This window comes from Streptomyces sp. NPDC058872 (genome assembly GCF_042743065.1).
Taxonomy (GTDB): Bacteria; Actinomycetota; Actinomycetes; order Streptomycetales; family Streptomycetaceae; genus Streptomyces.
Map to the genome: position 1 here is coordinate 30,857 of NZ_JBHYMK010000062.1, position 16,698 is coordinate 47,554.

The 16,698-nt window shown below is 73.9% G+C and carries 13 protein-coding genes; 6 read left to right on the forward strand and 7 right to left on the reverse strand.

The features are described from left to right. Positions 1-3: 3 nt before the first annotated feature. From ACFW22_RS29785 to ACFW22_RS29810, 6 genes are all read right to left on the reverse strand, one after another. Positions 4-3,597, reverse strand: a complete 3,594-nt coding sequence (locus ACFW22_RS29785; RefSeq protein ID WP_386410416.1) for a hydantoinase B/oxoprolinase family protein — start codon at positions 3,595-3,597, stop codon at positions 4-6. Continuing rightward, positions 3,594-4,415 (reverse strand): SGNH/GDSL hydrolase family protein, encoded by an 822-nt coding sequence (locus ACFW22_RS29790; RefSeq protein WP_386410419.1) that lies wholly within the window; start codon positions 4,413-4,415, stop codon positions 3,594-3,596. The genes ACFW22_RS29785 and ACFW22_RS29790 overlap by 4 nt, the downstream gene beginning before the upstream one ends. A gap of 200 nt (positions 4,416-4,615) precedes the next feature. Next, positions 4,616-5,827, reverse strand: coding sequence for a glycosyltransferase (locus ACFW22_RS29795; RefSeq protein WP_386410422.1), 1,212 nt, complete (start codon positions 5,825-5,827; stop codon positions 4,616-4,618). Further along, positions 5,824-6,957, reverse strand: coding sequence for a glycosyltransferase family 4 protein (locus ACFW22_RS29800; protein WP_386410425.1), 1,134 nt, complete (start codon positions 6,955-6,957; stop codon positions 5,824-5,826). Before ACFW22_RS29800 ends, ACFW22_RS29795 begins: the two co-directional genes overlap by 4 nt. A 239-nt stretch (positions 6,958-7,196) precedes the next feature. Next, the gene (locus tag ACFW22_RS29805) at positions 7,197-8,612 is read right to left on the reverse strand and encodes a HEAT repeat domain-containing protein (protein ID WP_386410428.1); all 1,416 of its coding nucleotides are present in this window, start codon (positions 8,610-8,612) and stop codon (positions 7,197-7,199) included. 256 nt (positions 8,613-8,868) lie between these two features. Then, entirely contained in the window at positions 8,869-9,261 is a 393-nt protein-coding gene (locus ACFW22_RS29810; protein WP_386410430.1) for an ankyrin repeat domain-containing protein, read from the reverse strand. A gap of 307 nt (positions 9,262-9,568) precedes the next feature. Between ACFW22_RS29810 and ACFW22_RS29815 the strand changes: the two genes are divergently transcribed. Further along, positions 9,569-9,763 carry a hypothetical protein gene (locus ACFW22_RS29815; RefSeq protein WP_030493667.1) on the forward strand — a complete coding sequence of 65 codons (195 nt, stop codon included), beginning with the start codon at positions 9,569-9,571 and terminating at the stop codon, positions 9,761-9,763. Between the two features lie 37 nt (positions 9,764-9,800). Next, positions 9,801-11,423, forward strand: coding sequence for a hypothetical protein (locus tag ACFW22_RS29820; protein ID WP_386410432.1), 1,623 nt, complete (start codon positions 9,801-9,803; stop codon positions 11,421-11,423). 119 nt (positions 11,424-11,542) lie between these two features. Here ACFW22_RS29820 and ACFW22_RS29825 read toward each other — a convergent pair whose 3' ends face one another. Further along, complete coding sequence (locus ACFW22_RS29825; protein ID WP_386410434.1) at positions 11,543-13,042, reverse strand: PLP-dependent aminotransferase family protein; 1,500 nt, start codon at positions 13,040-13,042, stop codon at positions 11,543-11,545. 103 nt (positions 13,043-13,145) lie between these two features. On the opposite strand from ACFW22_RS29825, the gene ACFW22_RS29830 reads away from it, so the two are divergent. The 4 genes from ACFW22_RS29830 (at position 13,146) to ACFW22_RS29845 (ending at position 16,642) form a co-directional block, all read left to right on the forward strand. Next, positions 13,146-13,814: a YitT family protein gene (locus ACFW22_RS29830; protein WP_386410436.1), complete on the forward strand. Its 669-nt coding sequence runs from the start codon at positions 13,146-13,148 to the stop codon at positions 13,812-13,814. Beyond that, complete coding sequence (locus tag ACFW22_RS29835) at positions 13,811-14,575, forward strand: glycerophosphodiester phosphodiesterase (RefSeq protein ID WP_386410439.1); 765 nt, start codon at positions 13,811-13,813, stop codon at positions 14,573-14,575. The genes ACFW22_RS29830 and ACFW22_RS29835 overlap by 4 nt, the downstream gene beginning before the upstream one ends. A gap of 69 nt (positions 14,576-14,644) precedes the next feature. Next, positions 14,645-16,012 (forward strand): MFS transporter, encoded by a 1,368-nt coding sequence (locus tag ACFW22_RS29840; RefSeq protein WP_386410442.1) that lies wholly within the window; start codon positions 14,645-14,647, stop codon positions 16,010-16,012. 255 nt (positions 16,013-16,267) lie between these two features. After that, a complete protein-coding gene (locus ACFW22_RS29845) occupies positions 16,268-16,642 on the forward strand; it encodes an RNA polymerase-binding protein RbpA (protein WP_015032218.1) in 375 nt (124 codons plus the stop codon). Positions 16,643-16,698 lie beyond the last annotated feature (56 nt).

Here is a 16,698-nt window from a genome sequence, read left to right on the forward strand (position 1 = left end):
GGTTCAGGGGGACGGCGGCCCGTATCCGCCGCCGCCCGGGGTGCGGAGCACCAGGACGTCGCCGGGTCCCACCTCGGTGGTGGCGGTGCCTCCGAGGCGCTCGACGGTGCCGTCGGCGCGTTCCACCAGGTTCTCGCCGAGTGCGCCGGGCAGGCCGCCGGCCATCCCGTACGGCGGAACCCTGCGGTGGCCGGTGAGGAGGGTCACCGTCATCGGCTCCAGGAAGCGCAGCCGCCGCTCCACCCCGCAGCCCCCGTGCCAGCGGCCGGCCCCGCCGCTGCCCTCCCGCACCGCGAAGGCGTCGACCCGGACCGGGTGGCGCACTTCCAGGACCTCGGGGTCCGTGAGGCGGGAGTTGGTCATGTGGGTCTGGACGGCGTCGGCACCGTCGAAGCCCTTCCCTGCGCCGGAGCCGCTCGCGACGGTCTCGTAGTACTGGACGCGGGCATTGCCGAAGGTGACGTTGTTCATGGTGCCGGACCCCTCGGCCTGGACCCCGAGGGCCGCGTAGAGCGCCCCGGTCACGGCCTGGGAGGTCTCGACGTTCCCCGCCACGGTGGCCGCCGGAAACACGGGGGCGAGCATGGATCCGGACGGGACCCTGATCTCCAGGGGTTCCAGACAGCCGCTGTTGAGGGGGATGTCCTCGTCGACGAGGGTGCGGAAGACGTACAGCACGGCCGCCGTGACGACGGCGGTGGGCGCGTTGGCGTTCCCCGGGAGTTGGGGGGAGGTGCCGGTGAAGTCGAGCACGGCGGAACGTCGTTCGCGGTCGATGCGGACGGCGACCCGGATGACCGCGCCGCCGTCGGTCTCGTAGCGATGGGCGCCGTCGTCGAGGCGCCCGACGATGCGGCGCACGGACTCCTCGGCGTTGGCACGGACGTGCCGCATGTAGGCCTGCACGACGTCGAGCCCGAACTCCTGCACGGCGCGGCGCAGTTCCTCGATCCCCTTCTCGTTGGCGGCGATCTGGGCGCGCAGGTCGGCGAGGTTGGTGTCGGGATCCCGGGAGGGGTGGAGGGCACCGGTGAGCAGGGCGCGGGTCTCGGCCTCGCGCAGCCGTCCGCCGCGGACGAGCAGCCAGTCGTCGAAGAGGACGCCCTCCTCGTCGACGGTCCGGCTGGAGGCGGGCATGGAGCCGGGGGTGATGCCGCCGATCTCGGCGTGGTGGCCGCGGGAGGCGACGAGGAAGCGCAGCTCGTCCCCCGCGTCGCTGAAGACCGGGGTCACGACGGTGACGTCGGGGAGGTGGGTGCCGCCGTGGTAGGGGTCGTTGACGGCGTACGCGTCGCCGGGGCGGAGGTCGTCCCCGCGGCGGCGCAGCACCTCCTTGATGGACTCCCCCATGGAGCCGAGGTGGACCGGGATGTGGGGCGCGTTGGCGATCAGGTTCCCCTCCGCGTCGAAGAGGGCGCAGGAGAAGTCGAGGCGTTCCTTGATGTTGACGGACTGTGCGGTGTTCTCTAGTCGGACGCCCATCTGCTCGGCGATGGACATGAAGAGGTTGTTGAAAACCTCCAAGAGGACGGGGTCCACGTCCGTGCCCGCGGCCGCACGCGGGGGACGGGGGACGACGCGGTGCAGCACGAGGTGTCCCCCGTCGGTCGCGGTGGCCCGCCAGCCGGTGTCGACGACGGTCGTCGCGTCTTCCTCGGCGAGGATCGCGGGCCCGTCGATGTCGTCGCCCGGCCTCACGTCCGTGCGCCGGTGGAGCGGGGCGGTGCGGGGTGCGCCGGCGCTGTGCATCCGTACGGTGGCGAGGGGGGTGAGGGGACCGGCCCGTTCCGCGGTGTCCACGTGGAGGGGGGCGTGCGGTCCGGCGGCGCCCACGGCTTCGACCACGACGGTCTCGACGACGAGCGGCCGGTCCAGGGTGAAGCCGTATCGCGCACGGTGGGCGGCCGTGAACGCGGCTCTCAGTCCGTCGGGAGGAGCCAGGTCGACCGGAAGTCCGGAGTCCGTGCCGGCATAGCGCAGGAGCACGCGCGCACGGGTGGTGATCGCCTCGTCCGGCAATCCGTCGGCGCGCAGCTCCGCCCGGGTGCGGTCGGCGAGTTCGGCGCAGAGGGCCGTCAACCGTGCGGGGGTCCCGTCGGCGTCGAGTTCCGCCTCGACGGACCGTTCGCGCATCGCGGTGGCGTCGGCGAGTCCGATGCCGTAGGCGGAGAGCACCCCGGCCAGCGGGGGGACGAGGACGGTGTCGATGCCCAGGGCGTCGGCAACGGCGCAGGCGTGCTGGCCCCCGGCGCCGCCGAAACTGGTGAGGGCGTACCGGGTGACGTCGTGGCCGCGTTCGACGGAGATCTTCTTGACGGCGTTGGCCATGTTGAGGACGGCGATCTCCAGGAAGCCGGCGGCCACCTCCTCGGGGGTGCGGCCGCCGCCGACCTCCGCGGCGAGGGCCGTGAACCGTTCCCGCACGACCTCGGTGTCGAGGGGTTGGTCCCCGCCGGCCCCGAAGACGGCGGGGAAGTGGTCGGGTTGGATGCGTCCGAGCATGACGTTGGCGTCGGTCACGGTCAGCGGTCCGCCGCGGCGGTAGCAGGCGGGGCCCGGGACGGCACCGGCCGAATCGGGGCCGACGCGGTAGCGGCGTCCGTCGTAGTGGAGCACCGAACCGCCGCCCGCCGCGACGGTGTGGATGCTCATCATGGGCGCCCGCATCCGGACCCCGGCGACCTGGGTGCCGAGTTCCCGCTCGAAGGCACCCGCGTAGTGCGACACGTCGGTGGAGGTGCCGCCCATGTCGAATCCGATGACCCGGTCGTGCCCGGCCCGGACCGAGGTGCGGGCCATGCCGACGACGCCGCCCGCCGGCCCCGACAGGACGGCGTCCTTCCCGCGGAAGTGGGCGGCCTCCCGCAGTCCGCCGTTGGACTGCATGAACATCAGGCGGATCCCGGCGAGTTCGCGGGCGACCTCGTCGACGTAGCGGCGCAGGATCGGTGAGAGGTAGGCGTCGACGACGGTGGTGTCCCCGCGCGGGACGAGTTTGATGAGCGGGCTGACCTCGTGCGAGCAGCTGATCTGGGTGAATCCGGCGGCGCGGGCCGCCGCCGCGACCCCGGTCTCGTGCTCGGGGTTCCGGTAGCCGTGCAGCAGGACGACGGCGGCGGAGCGAAGGCCGTCCCGGTGGGCGCAGGCGAGTGCCCCGGCGACGGCCGCCCCGTCCAGCGGGCGGAGGACGCGGCCGTGGGCGTCCATCCGCTCGGGCACCTCGATCACCCGCTCGTACACCGCCTCCGGCAGCACGATGTGGCGGTCGAAGAGCCGGGGCCGGTTCTGGTAGGCGATGCGCAGGGCATCGCGGAACCCCTCGGTGATCAGGAGCACGGTCGGCTCCCCGCGCCGCTCCAGCAGGGCGTTCGTGGCCACCGTGGTGCCCATCCTGACCACGGCGACCCGGTCGGCGGGGACGGGCTCGTCGGGGCCCAGCCCGAGGAGGAGGCGGATGCCGGCCACGGCGGCGTCGTGCCGGCGGGAGGGGTCGTGGGAGAGCACCTTGCGACTGACGAGCCGGCCGTCGGGCCGTCGCCCGACGACGTCGGTGAAGGTGCCGCCCCGGTCGACCCAGAACTCCCAGCGCCCGTTCATCTCCTCATTGTGGCCGCGAGCGCCTCCGCGAGCGCATCGTCCGCGCGGGCGTCGAGGGGCGCCGTGCCGGTGCCGGTCGCCCAGTGGCGCAGTTCGGCGCCGGCGAGCAGCAGCAGCTGGGGAAGCAGGTCCCGACTGCGGCGCAGGACCCAGCCGGTTCCTGCCGTGGCGAGCCAGAGCAGGGCTTCCGTGCGGGTCGGCGGGGGTTGGGCGGGTTCCGTCTCGGGCGGCGCGCCGGAGGCGAGGTCGCGGGCGGCGAGCAGCCGGTGGAAGTCGGCGGCGACGGCCCGGTGGCCGCGTTCGCCGGGGTGCAGCCGGTCGGCGCTCCACAGCGTGCGGTCCTCGGTCCAGGCGGGTTCGGCGAGGTGGAGGTGGAGGGCGCCGTACCGGGCGGAGAGGGCGTGCACGACCGCGTTGACGGAGCGCTGGCGGCGGGCGAGCGGGCGGGCCAGGGGCGGGGGCAGGCCGAGCATCCTGCCGGGATCGGGGAGGCAGGCCGTCAGGAGTACGGCTCCGAGGGCGTGGAGGTCGGCGCAGACCCGGTCCAGTCGGCGGGCGAGGAGACCGATGTCGAAGGTGCGGCGCAGGGTGTCGTTGACCCCGACGACCACGGAGGCGAGGTGTGGCCGGAAGGCCAGGGCGCGGGGGGCCTGGTGGTCGGCGACGTCACTGCTGAGGGCCCCGCTGACGGCGAGGTTGAGGAATTCCGTCGGTTCTCCCCCGCTCGCGAGCCCCTCGGCGAGCAGTGCGGCCCATCCCCGCCACTCCCCGTCCACGCGGTCCCCGACCCCCTCGCTGAAGGAGTCCCCGAGCGCCACGAAGCGGACCGGCCCGGCTGCGCGCGTCGGCGTTCCGGCCCTCGGGGCCCGGGGCGCGACGGCCGTCGGCGCGCCGGCGGGGGTTCCCCGCGGTGCTGCCGGGGCGCCCACGGGGACGGCGAGGGGTTGCGGGGCGCGGACCCCGCTTACCGGAGAGGGAAGCGGGGTTCCCACGGCCGCGCCGGCCGGTTTCCCGGTCCTCATCGGGCCTCCGCGGGAACGGCCGGTCGGGAGCCCGGGAGGGCGTCGTGGGCGCGCAGGAAGGCGTCGACGGAGCGGTCCCAGCCGAAGCCTTCCGCGCGGGCGCGTGCGGTCCGACGGCGCACGTCCTCGGGGACCGCGAGGATCCCTCGGACGGCAGCGGCGAACGCGGCCGGCTGGTCCACGGCGCCGGCCCCCGCCGTGCCGATGACCTCGGGCAGGGCGGAGGAGGCGCTGACGACGACGGGGGTGCCGCAGGCGAGGGCCTCCAGGGCGGAGAGACCGAAGGTTTCCGCCGGCCCCGGGGCCAGGCACACGTCGGCCGCCGCCTGGAGGTCCGCGAGCGCTTCCGGATCGGCGACGTGCCCGAGGAAGCGCACGGGGAGGTGTCGTTCGCCCGCCCGTCGTTCCAGCGCGGCCCTGAGCGGCCCGTCCCCCGCGACCACCAGTGCCGCCGCGATCCCGGCGCCCCGCAGCTCCTCCAGTGCGTCCAGGGCCGCGACCGGTCGCTTCTCGACCGAGAGGCGCGAGCAGAGCAGGAGCAGCACCCGTGCGCCGTCGGCGTACCGGGCCCGGAGTGCGGTGCTGCGGCGGCCGGGCCGACAGCGGTCCAGGTCCACCCCGAGCGGCGCCCGCACGACGTTGCGCGCCCCGATCCGCACGAACTCGTGCTCCGCCCACGCCGTCGTGCAGACGATCCGCGTGAAGGCCCACGCCGTGCGCCGGTTGAGCCGGTCGGCCGTGCCGGCCGCGAAGGCGGGCGGCACCCCCCAGGCGCGCAGCACCCCGTCCGCGGTTTCGTGGGAGACCATCACCGCGGGCACGCGGGCGCGGCGCGCCCATTCCCCCGTCCACCGCAGGGTGGTGCGGTCCGAGACCTCGATCCGGTCGGGGGCGAGCCCGTCGAGGAGGCGGCGGAGCCGGCGCCGGTCGGCGAGGACCCGGTAGCCGCCGGTCCCGGGCAGTGCCGGGCCGGGGAGGGTGATGACCCGGCCCTGCTCGGTGTCGCGGTCGCCCTCGGCGTCGCCGGGGACGATGAGCACGGGTCGGTGGCCGGCTGCCAGATAGCCGCGGCCGAGTCGTTCGAGGGCGGTGCGGAGACCTCCCGAGGTGGGGGTGACGAAGTTCGCGAGCCGCACGATCCGGAGTCCGGTGCGGTCGCGGTCGGTGCTCGTGACGACGGGGCGGTCGTGGGTGCGGACGTCGTTCACGCCGCCACCGCCGTCCGCTCGCGCAGCACCTCCAGGTAGTGGCCGATCAGCTCGTCGCCGAGCACCTCCCAGCTGCGGCCCTCGACGGTGGTGCGGGCGGTGCGGGCGTACGCGGCGCGGGCGTCCGGATCGGCGGCGAGCGCGGCGACGGCTCCGCAGAGGGCGTCCGGGTCGCCGGGCGGTACGAGGAGTCCGGTGCGTCCGTGGTCGACCAGGTCGAGGGGGCCGCCGGCGGCCGGGGCGATGACGGGCACCCCGCTGGCCATGGCCTCCTGGACGGTCTGGCAGAAGGTCTCGTGCGGGCCGGTGTGGGCGAAGACGTCGAGCGAGGCGAAGATCCGGGCGAGGTCGGTCCCGGTGCGGCGGCCCAGGAACCGGGCGCCCGGGAGGGCGGTGCGCAGGGCGGGTCCGCTCGGTCCGTCCCCGACGACCACGACCCGGACGCCGGGCAGGGCGGAGGCCGCGGCGAGCAGGTCCACCCGCTTCTCCGGAGCGAGGCGCCCCACGTAGCCGAGGAGGAGTTCTCCGTCGGGGGCGAGTTCGCGGCGCAGGGCGGGATCGCGCAGTCCGGGGTGGAAGCGGACGGTGTCCACTCCGCGCCCCCAGAGCCGGATGCGACCGATGCCGTGGGCCTCCAGGTCGCGCACGGCGGCGGAGGAGGGGGCGAGGGTGCGGTCGGCGGCTCCGTGCACGGCCCGGAGGCGGCGCCAGGCGGCGCCCTCGCCGGTCCCGACGTAGGTGCGGGCGTAGCCGGCGAGGTCGGTCTGGTAGACGGCGACGGCGGGTATGCCGAGCCGGGCCGCGGCCGTCATGCCGCGGACGCCGAGGACGAAGGGACCGGCGAGGTGGACGAGGTCGGCGCGGTGGGCGGCGATGGCGGCGGCGACCCGGCGGCTGGGCAGGGCGACCCGCACCTGTGGGTAGCCGGGCAGAGGGAGGGAGGGCACCCGGACGACCGGGCAGGGGGCGTCGGCCTCGGCCTCGGCGGCTGCCTCCTGGTCGGCGACGGCGGGGGCGATGACCAGCGGGGTGTGCCCCCGCCGGACGAGGTGGCGCGCGGTCTGCAGGGCGCAGTGCGCCACACCGTTGACGTCGGGGGGAAAGGATTCGGTGACGATGACGACACGCATACGGGTGTTGTCGTCGCCTTCGGAGTGTCCCGGCCGACGGGGATCTGGACGGGGAGGGAACGTCCCGTGAGCGTTTCCCCCGCCGCCGGGAGACGGGACCGGCTCCCGGCGGCGGGGCCGCGGTCGGCGGGGTGCGCCGCCGCGGCCCGTGCCGGGCCGGGAGCCGGGTCGCGGGTGGCTCGGATGCGTGGGGTCGGGCCGGGAGGGGGTGGTCGGACCCGTCGCTGTTCCGGGCCGGGTCAGACCTGGAGGTCCGGCCCTATCCGGTTGCGCACCGCCGTCTGGACCTCGACTTCCTCTGCCGGGTCGGTGGCGAGGCGGCGCAGTCGTTCGGCGACGCGTGCGTCACCGGTTTCGGCGTGCAGGGCGGCCAGTTCCCGGGTGCTCTCCTCGCAGTCCCACAGGCATTCGACGGCGATGCCCGTCGCGAAGGCGGGGTCGGTGGCGGCGAGGGCGCGGGCCGTTCGTCCGCGGAGCTGGGAGGAGGTCGTCTCGCGGTAGACGTGGCGCAGCACGGGCGCGGCACAGGCGACGCCGAGACGACCCGCGCCGTCGACGAGACAGGCGAGCTCGGGGGCGTCGGGGCCCGCGGAGCGCACGGTGCCGCGCAGGGCGCCAAGGACGAGTGCCGAGTCCTGGGCGGTGCCGCGGCAGGCGAGGACCTCGGCCGCCGCGACCCCGAGGGCGTCGGTGCGTCGTATCCACGTGCGGGCGCGGGCGACGGCGTCCTCGCCGCACGTCCTCCGGTAGGCGGCGACGGCGACGGCGGCGACCTCGTGCGAATCGCCGTCGGCCGCGAACTCCACGAGGTCGAGGACGGCCGGGTCCCGCTGCTCGGCGAGGTGGTGGAGGGCCGCGCCGCGGGCCCCCGTCGCACCGTGCCGGGCGGCGGCGAGGATCTCGGGCCGGTCCTCGGGTCCGGCAACGGCGGTCAGGCAGCGGGCGGCAGGGCCGTGGAGGTCGGCCCCGCGCTCGTGTCCTTCCTGCGCCCAGTCGAGGACGGCGCGGACGCTCCACCCGGGGCGGGGCCCGGAGGGGCGCATCTGGCGCTGCCAGCGGTCGAAGGAGCCTTGTTCCCGGGCTGCCCTGACCCGGGTGCCGATGGCTTCGCGCCGGTCTTCGGCCCAGAGCCGCCAGGGGCGGGGCTCGTAGGCGTCGCGGACGGTGCGCGCGAGCTCGGCGTCGCCCTCCGGGTCGGCCGGGAAGCGGGCCAGCACGGACGGGGCGAGGGCCCTGAGTCCCGCGTCGTCGTCGCGGAGGGCCAGCTCGTCCAGGGCCCAGGCCCAGTTCGTGCCGGTCGCCGCGTACCGCCGGAGCAGCAGCAGGGCGTCCTGCCGCCCGTAGGAAGCGAGGTGCCCGAGGACGGCGAGGGCCAGCCCGGTCCGGTTCTCTTCGGTGTCGAGGTGGTCCTCGGCACCGAAGAGGTGCGCCTCGATCGCCTCCAGGCCCCCGTGGAGGTCCAGGTAGAGACGGGCGTAGTAGAGGGAGCGGTTCTCGACCTGCCAGTCGTGGCGGGGGTCGTCGAGAACGCAGTGGTTGAGGGCCGCGAGGGCCTCGGCGCGTGGCGCGGCAAGCGCGTGCAGGGTGCCGTCGCCGCGGCCTCGCTGCAGCAGGCCGAGCAGGGTGCCGCTCGGCGCTATGACTGGATCGAACATGGGAAGACGCCTCACATCAAGCTGTCGACACGACCAGGGAAGACCGGGGGGAGCCCGGTCGGGCGTTTCGTCGCCCTCACGCCTAGGCCGTGCGGCAACATTCCGGGCCGCCCGTCGTCCTTCGCCTGCCAGTGACCATGTTCCTCAGCCTCTCGTCCGTGGCCCGGTCAGCCGGGCTCGTCGTCATGATGACCCACCCATTTCGCCACCGCGACCACATTTACGACGCAGCTCCCACCTGGGGTTCAGTCGCCGTTCACCTGGTCCCGAACAGTTCCAGGAGCTCGGCCTTGCCGAACATGCGAGCGGTGTCCACCGCGGACGGAGTCCCAGCCTCCGGATCGGCGCCGGCGGCGAGCAGGGCGCGGATCACGGCGCCCTCGCCCTTGAAGACGGCGCCGGCGAGCGGGGTCTGGCCGCGATCGTTGGCGCGGTCGGCCCCGGCCCCGCGTTCCAGCAGGGCGGCCACCGCGTCGGCGTGGCCGTGGTAGGCGGCGAGCATGACGAGGGTGTCGCCCTTGTCATTGGAGAGATTCACCGGAACGCCGGCGTCGACGTAGGCGGCGAGGGCCTCGGCGTCACCGGTGCGCGCGAGGTCGAAGACCTTCGACGCCAACTCGATGACCTCGGGGTCCGGAGTCTCGCTCATCGGGTGGAACCGCCTCTCTCCTGCAATGTTGACCTGCGCACGGCAAGCGCGGCCGTACGAGTGAATCGACAGGGTACTGCCCGCCCGGCGACATGACCCTGCCCGGCCGAGGCAAAGATCACGACATCTCACCCCCGGGGCATCCCTAGCGGACATCGGACATTTCGCCACCCGACGCGGTGCCCACCGTCGGCCGGTCAAGTGAAATCACCCTTTTTTCACCCACTTGCACCTTTAGTCACATAGATACTTGCTGTGAACCTGGAAGGACTCATGGTGACTGTCCCCTCAACCAGGAGAACACCCAATGATCCTGTCCATCTCAGGCGTGGTCCTGCTCGGCATCATCTGCTTCCTGTTCTTCAAGAAGGACGGGCTCAAGGCCTCGCACGCCCTCGTCTGCGCGCTGTTCGGCTTCTACCTCGCGGGCACCGCCATCGCCCCGAGCATCACGGCGGGCGGTCAGAGCCTCGCCGGCCTGCTGGGCGGGATCAAGTTCTGACGCCCTTCCGTCCCTTCCACCACTTCAGGAGTCCGACGTGGCCCGGCGACCACTCCCCCGCATTCTGAGCAGCGGCAGCGCGCAGATCGCTCGCAGTCGAGAGATCGCACGCACGGCCGCCGACAGCGCCACCGACGTGCTCCATCCGCTGATCACGGTCTCCCGTGGTCTGCGGAAGCTGGCCGCGACCGCGCGCGCCAAGTGGGCCGCGACCCCCAAGGAGCGGCGTGGTCCCACGCTGTTCCTGGTCGCGGCCTGCGTCCTGACGCTCGCCCTCGTGCCGTACGGGCCGCTCCTCGCCCTCGTCGCGCTCATGGCCGCGGCGGCATGGCAGGGGCGCGAGCGCCCGGTGGTGAAGACCGGGCCGGACGACGCGGAAGCCGCCCGGCTCAAGGGCCTGTACGAGGCCCTCGTGCCGTACTTCTCGGTCCCCGAGGACCCTTCCCCGCTCTTCGCCCACGGCGGCGAGTGGAGCGGTGCCTTCGGGGACTACTCCTTCGACGAGGACGGGCGGCTCACCCGACTGGGGATCGCCTACCCCCCGTATTTCACGGACGGCGAGCCGGCCGCCCGGGCCCGGATCGAGCAGCTGCTGCACGCCAAGTCGGGGCGCGGCCGCGAGTACCGCTTCGATTGGGACGAGGAGGGCAACCGCCTGGTCATGAACGTGCTTCCCGCCCTGCCCACCACCATCGCCGCCCAGCGCTTCGTCACGGCGCCGGGAGAGACCGTCCTGGGCTTCACCGACGCCGACGCCGTGCAACGGACCGTCCCCGTGGTCTCGACGAACGGCGCGGAGGACGCGCCGGCCGTCGTCTGGCGGACGGGTCCCCGCTCCGCCGAACCGCACCTGCTGGCCGTCGGACAGCCGGGCAGCGGCACCACCTCCCTGCTCCGCTCGATCGCCCTCCAGGCCCTCCCGCACGGGGACGTCCTGGTCGTGGACGGCGGCGGCACCGGCGAGTACGCATGTCTGACCGGCCGCGCCGGGGTCCTCGCCGTCGAGTGCGGGCTCTCCGGCGCCCTCAGCAGCCTGGAATGGGCGGCGCACGAGACGGAACGACGGCTGATCGCCGCGAACCGGGCCCGACAGGCCGGCCTGCCCGCACCCGAGGACACCCGGCGCCCGCTGTGGGTCCTGCTCGACCGGCCGAGCGTCCTCGGTCACCTGGCCGCCGCCGACGGCCGCCCCGACCCCCAGGAACTGCTCCGGGTCCCGCTGCAACACGGACGCGCGGCGCAGGTCACGGTGGTGGTGGCGGAGCAGTTCGACAGCACGGACACGCTGGGCGAGGCGGTGCGGACCCACACGAGGGCCCGGATCGTGCTCGGCCCCGCCGCGCCCGAGCAGATCACGGCCGTCCTCGGCACACAGCCGCACACCACGCCGACGCCCGAGGTCCCGGCGGGCCGCGGCTACGCACGTCTGGGCGTCGGCCCCGTGCTCCGGCTCCAGGTCCCGGCCACCCCCGACCCCTACGACGAGGCGACGGGCGAGGCGCACCGCCGGGCGGTCCTGGAGCTCCTGCCGGAGCGGCTCGCGATCACGACGGCCCCGGTGCTCGAAAAGGTTCCCGCGGTCTCCGAACCGGCCCCGGCGACCCACGCCGACGCGGACCCCGGACCGGCCCCGTTCGCGCCGGTCCCGGCGGAGGGCTGAGCCCGGAGCGACCGGAGGGCGGTGGGGCCCCCCCCGGGGGCGGCCCCCCCCCCCCCCGGGGCGCCGGCCCCCCACCCCCCCCGCGGCGCAGGTGCGCGGCCCCACCGCCCTCGGGTCCGTCAGGCCACGAACGACCGCGGCGGCTCCGCTCCCCCACCGGCACCCGACTCGACCAGGCGTGCGGCGGCGGCCAGTCGGACGGCCGCCTCGTCGGCGACCGGACCGCCGACCGTGAAGGGCAACCGGACGAAACCCTCGAAGGCGCCGTCGACGCCGAAGCGCGGACCGGAGGGAACGCGGACGCCGACCCGCTCGCCCACCTCCGCGAGGCGCGAACCGGACAGGCCGCCGGTGCGGACCCAGAGGGTCAGGCCGCCGCGCGGCACCACGAACTCCCACTCCGGGAGCTCCCGCCGGACGGCGGCGACGAGCGCGTCGCGGTTCTCCCTGGCCTGGTCCCGACGGAGGCCGACGGCTTCCGTCCAGCCTCCCGTCCGCATCAGCCAGTTGACGCCGAGCTGTTCCAGCACCGGGGTGCCGAGGTCGGCGTAGGCGCGCGCGGCCACCAGGGAACGGATCACATCGGGTGCGGCCCTGACCCAGCCGATGCGCATGCCCGCCCAGAACGCCTTGCTCGCGGAACCGACCGTGAGGACGGTGGAGCCCGCCGGGTCGAAGGCACAGACCGGTCGCGGCATCTGGAGGTCGTGCTCCAGATGCAGTTCGGTCATGGTCTCGTCGACGACGAGCACCGTGCCGGCCGAACGGGCCGCCTCCACGAGGTGCCGTCGCTGGTCCTCGTCGGCGAGCGCGCCGGTGGGGTTGTGGAAGTCGGCCACGACGTACGCGAGGCGGGGCGCCGCGTCCCGGAGCACCTGCCGCCAGCGGGACAGGTCCCAGCCGTCGAGGCCCTCGGCCATGGCGACGGGCACCAGGCGGGCACCGGCCGAGCGCATCAACTGGAGGATGTTGGCGTACGAGGGCGACTCCACGGCGATCCGCTCCCCGCGCCCCGCGAAGAGGTGGCAGATCGCGTCGATGGCCCCCATCGCGCCGGTGGTGACCATGATCTGCTCGGGCATGGTGGGGATCCCGCTCGCGGTGTAGCGGTCGGCCAGCATCTGCCGCAGCGCGGGAAGCCCGGCCGGGTAGTCCCCGTGCGTGTGGGCATAGGGCGGCAGTTCCTCCAGGGCCCCTTGGACGCTCCGGGTGAGCCAGGGCTCGGGCGCGGGCAGCGCCGCACAGCCGAGGTCGATCATCGAGCCCAGCGCCTCGGGCGGCAGTGGTTCGAGGCCGCGCGCGGGGAGCGGGTTCCCCGCCGGCACGGCGGTCCAGCTGCCGGCGCCGCGCCGTGACTCCAGGAAGCCCTCGGTGCGCAGGGCCTCGTAGGCGGCGGCGACCGTGGTGCGGCTGACGGTGAGGGCCTGGGCGAGTTCCCGCTCCGCCGGCAGGCGGGCGGCGACCGGAACCCGACCTTCCAGGACGAGGAGTCGGATGCCGTCGGCCAGGGCTCGGTAGGCGGGCGGTTTGCGGGCCCCCGGGCCGGCGGGCCGGGGCTGCTGGGCCTGGAGCTGCCGGGCGAGCTGAGCCGGGCCCACCGCCGAAGTCCACTGAGCCATGAAAATCAGTCCACCTTCCTCGGATTGGCCATGGTTGACACCAGAACCACAGCCACAGAGTGTCATGAGTCAGTCCACTGTCACCACCTCAGGGGGAAGCACCTTGTCCACCACCTCCGGCCTCCGGGGCCGGCACCTCTCCCGTCGGCTCGTCCAGCTCTACGCCGGTCTGACGCTGTACGGCATCAGTTCGGCGCTGCTCGTGCGCAGCGGGCTGGGCCTGGAGCCCTGGGGCGTGCTCCACCAGGGCCTGGCCGAGAAGACCGGTCTGACCATCGGCGTGGTCTCGATCGTCGTCGGCGCGGTGGTGCTGCTGCTGTGGATCCCGATCCGGCAGCGTCCCGGGCTCGGCACCGTCTCCAACGTGTTCGTGGTCGGCCTGGCGATGGACGGCACCCTGGCCCTGGTGCCGGGCGTCGACGGCCTGGTCGAGCAGGTGCCGCTGCTGGTGCTGGGCGTCGTCCTCAACGGAGTCGCGACCGGCCTGTACATCGCGGCGCGGTTCGGCCCCGGCCCCCGGGACGGCCTGATGACCGGCCTGCACCGGCTCACCGGACGGTCGGTGCGGCTGGTGCGGACGGCGATCGAGGTGGCGGTGGTCGCCACCGGTTTCCTGCTCGGCGGCTCGGTCGGCGTCGGCACGGTGTTCTACGCGCTCGCGATCGGGCCGCTCGCCCAGTTCTTCCTGCGCCGGTTCGCCGTCCCGGAGCCGGGCTCCGGCAGCACCTCGGTCGCCGCGCCGTCACCGGAAGGCGCCATACTGCGCCCGTGACTCGTGTACTCCACCCCTACCTCGACCATCCCGGCCCCCTCGCCTTCGCCCACCGCGGCGGCACGGCCAACGGCCTGGAGAACACCGCAGCCGCCTTCCGCCGGGCCGCCGCCGCGGGCTACCGCTACTTCGAGACCGACGTGCACACGACGTCCGACGGGGCACTGGTCGCCTTCCACGACCCGACGCTCGACCGGGTGACGGACGCCTCGGGCCGGATCGGGGACCTGCCGTGGGCCGCGGTGCGGGAAGCCCGGGTGGCCGGCACGGAGCCGCTGCCGCTCTTCGCCGACCTCCTGGAGGAGTTTCCCGAGGCCCGCTGGAACGTGGACCTCAAGGCGGAGTCGGCCCTGGTGCCGCTGGTGGACCTGATCCGCAGGACGGACGCCTGGGACCGGGTCTGCATCGGGTCCTTCACCGAGTCACGGGTGGCGCGGGCCCAGCGCCTGGCCGGCCCCCGCCTCGCCACCTCGTACGGGGTCAGGGGGGTGGTGGGGTTGCGGCTGCGCTCGTGGGGCATCCCGGCGGCCGTGCGGGCCGGGGCGGTGGCGGCGCAGGTCCCGGAGCGCCAGGGCGGGGTCCCGGTGGTCGACCGGCGGTTCGTGCGGGAGGCGCACGCACGCGGGCTCCAGGTCCACGTGTGGACGGTGAACGATCCGGCCCGGATGAGCTCTCTCCTCGACCTGGGGGTCGATGGCATCATGACCGATCATCTGGAGACGCTGCGCTCGGTGCTGGCCGGGCGCGGCGGGTGGGTCTGAGCCCGCACCTCCCCGTGACGGGGGCTCGGGCGGAGACCAGGACCACGGGACGAACGAGAGGGAGCGGCCGTGACCGCTGACACCACCGAGCCGGAGGAGTGCGCCGCCGGTCCTGCCGAGCGGCGGCGCGAGCAGCGCGGCTGGTACTTCTACGACTTCGCGTGCTCGGTGTACTCGACGAGCGTCGTGACCGTGTTCCTGGGGCCGTACCTGACCTCGGTGGCGCGGGCCGCGGCGGATCCCGAGGGCTTCGTGCACCCGCTGGGCATACCGGTCCGGGCGGGCTCGCTCTTCGCCTACACCGTGTCCGCCTCGATCGTGGTGGCGGTCCTGGTGATGCCCCTGGTGGGCGCGGTGGCCGACCGCACGGGTCGGAAGAAGCCGCTGCTCGCGGCGGCGGCGTACCTGGGGGCGGCAGCCACGACGGGGATGTTCTTCCTGGCGGGCGAGCGCTATCTGCTGGGCGCCTTCCTGCTGATCGTGGCGAACGCCTCGCTGTCGGTCTCCATGGTGCTCTACAACGCCTATCTGCCGCAGATCGCAGAGCCCGACGAACGGGATGCGGTCTCCTCGCGCGGCTGGGCCTTCGGCTACACCTCCGGTGCGTTGGTCCTCGTCCTGAACCTGGTCCTCTACTCGGGGCACGCCTCCTTCGGCCTCACGGAGGGAGAGGCGATCCGGATCTGCCTGGCCTCGGCCGGCGTGTGGTGGGGCGCCTTCGCCCTCGTGCCGCTGCGGCGGCTGCGCGACCGGCGGGTGCAGCCGGAAGGGGGAAGGACCGGCGAGGGCGCGGTCGGCAGCGGCTGGCGCCAACTGTCGGCCACTCTGAAGGACATGCGCCGGCACCCGCTGACGCTCTCCTTCCTGCTCGCGTACCTGGTCTACAACGACGGGGTGCAGACGGTGATCTCACAGGCCTCCCTGTACGGATCGGAGGAGCTGGAGCTGGACCAGACCACACTGATCACGGCGGTGCTGCTCGTCCAGGTGCTCGCGGTGGCGGGCGCCCTCGGGATGGGGCGACTCGCCCGGGAGTACGGGGCCAAGCGGACGATTCTGGGATCCCTGGCGGTCTGGACGGTGATCCTGGGGGCGGGCTACTTCCTGCCGGCCCGCTCGCCGGTGTTCTTCTTCTGCCTGGCGGCCGCGATCGGCCTGGTGCTGGGCGGCAGCCAGGCGCTGTCGCGCTCGCTCTTCTCCCACCTGGTGCCGCGCGGCAAGGAAGCGGAGTACTTCTCGGCGTACGAGATGAGCGATCGCGGACTCAGCTGGCTGGGTCCGCTAGTGTTCGGGCTCGCGTACCAACTGACCGGAAGCTATCGGGATGCCATCATCTCGCTGGTGATCTTCTTCGCCGTCGGTTTCGCCCTGCTCGCCCGGGTCCCGGTGCGGCGCGCGGTGGAGGCCGCGGGGAACCCGGTGCCGGAACGCATTTAGACGCGACGGTGAAAGGGCGGTAGTGTACGCGTTTGGCCTGCCGGGCGGACCGTTACTGCGTGCTGCTTTAGTGAAGACACCTGGTCACATCTGCTGCCAGATGTGACAAAACGGTCACTGGTGGGTACAACAAGGGGCGGCACGACGGGCGACGCATGACCCGGCACGGGAATCTTCACCGCCGACCGGACGTTGACCGGATAACGACGACAGCGACATCTGTCCTGTGGGCGACAAGCCCGGGAGGCACGATTCATGAGTGAGCGAGCTCTTCGCGGCACGCGCCTCGTGGTGACGAGCTACGAGACCGACCGCGGCATCGATCTGGCCCCGCGCCAGGCGGTGGAGTACGCATGCGAGAAGGGACATCGCTTTGAGATGCCCTTCTCGGTTGAGGCGGAGATTCCGCCGGAGTGGGAGTGCAAGGTCTGCGGAATCCAGGCACTCCTGGTGGACGGGGACGGCCCCGAGGAGAAGAAGGGCAAGCCCGCACGCACGCACTGGGACATGCTCATGGAGCGGCGCACCCGCGAGGAGTTGGAGGAGGTCCTCGCCGAGCGGCTGGCCGTCTTGCGCTCCGGCGCCATGAACATCGCCGTGCATCCGCGCGACAGCCGCAAGTCCGCCTAGCGGACGATCGGGAGCACCAACGCCGCGGGGCCCAGCACACGTCGTGTGCTGGGCCC

Bases quoted from the DNA above. Each gene is read 5' to 3' on its own strand.
- ACFW22_RS29785 (WP_386410416.1), bottom strand. From the start codon at position 3,597: ATGAACGGGCGCTGGGAGTTCTGGGTCGACCGGGGCGGCACCTTCACC.
- ACFW22_RS29800 (WP_386410425.1), bottom strand. From the start codon at position 6,957: ATGCGTGTCGTCATCGTCACCGAATCCTTTCCCCCCGACGTCAACGGT.
- ACFW22_RS29805 (WP_386410428.1), bottom strand. From the start codon at position 8,612: ATGTTCGATCCAGTCATAGCGCCGAGCGGCACCCTGCTCGGCCTGCTG.
- ACFW22_RS29810 (WP_386410430.1), bottom strand. From the start codon at position 9,261: ATGAGCGAGACTCCGGACCCCGAGGTCATCGAGTTGGCGTCGAAGGTC.
- ACFW22_RS29815 (WP_030493667.1), top strand. From the start codon at position 9,569: ATGATCCTGTCCATCTCAGGCGTGGTCCTGCTCGGCATCATCTGCTTC.
- ACFW22_RS29825 (WP_386410434.1), bottom strand. From the start codon at position 13,042: ATGGCTCAGTGGACTTCGGCGGTGGGCCCGGCTCAGCTCGCCCGGCAG.
- ACFW22_RS29845 (WP_015032218.1), top strand. From the start codon at position 16,268: ATGAGTGAGCGAGCTCTTCGCGGCACGCGCCTCGTGGTGACGAGCTAC.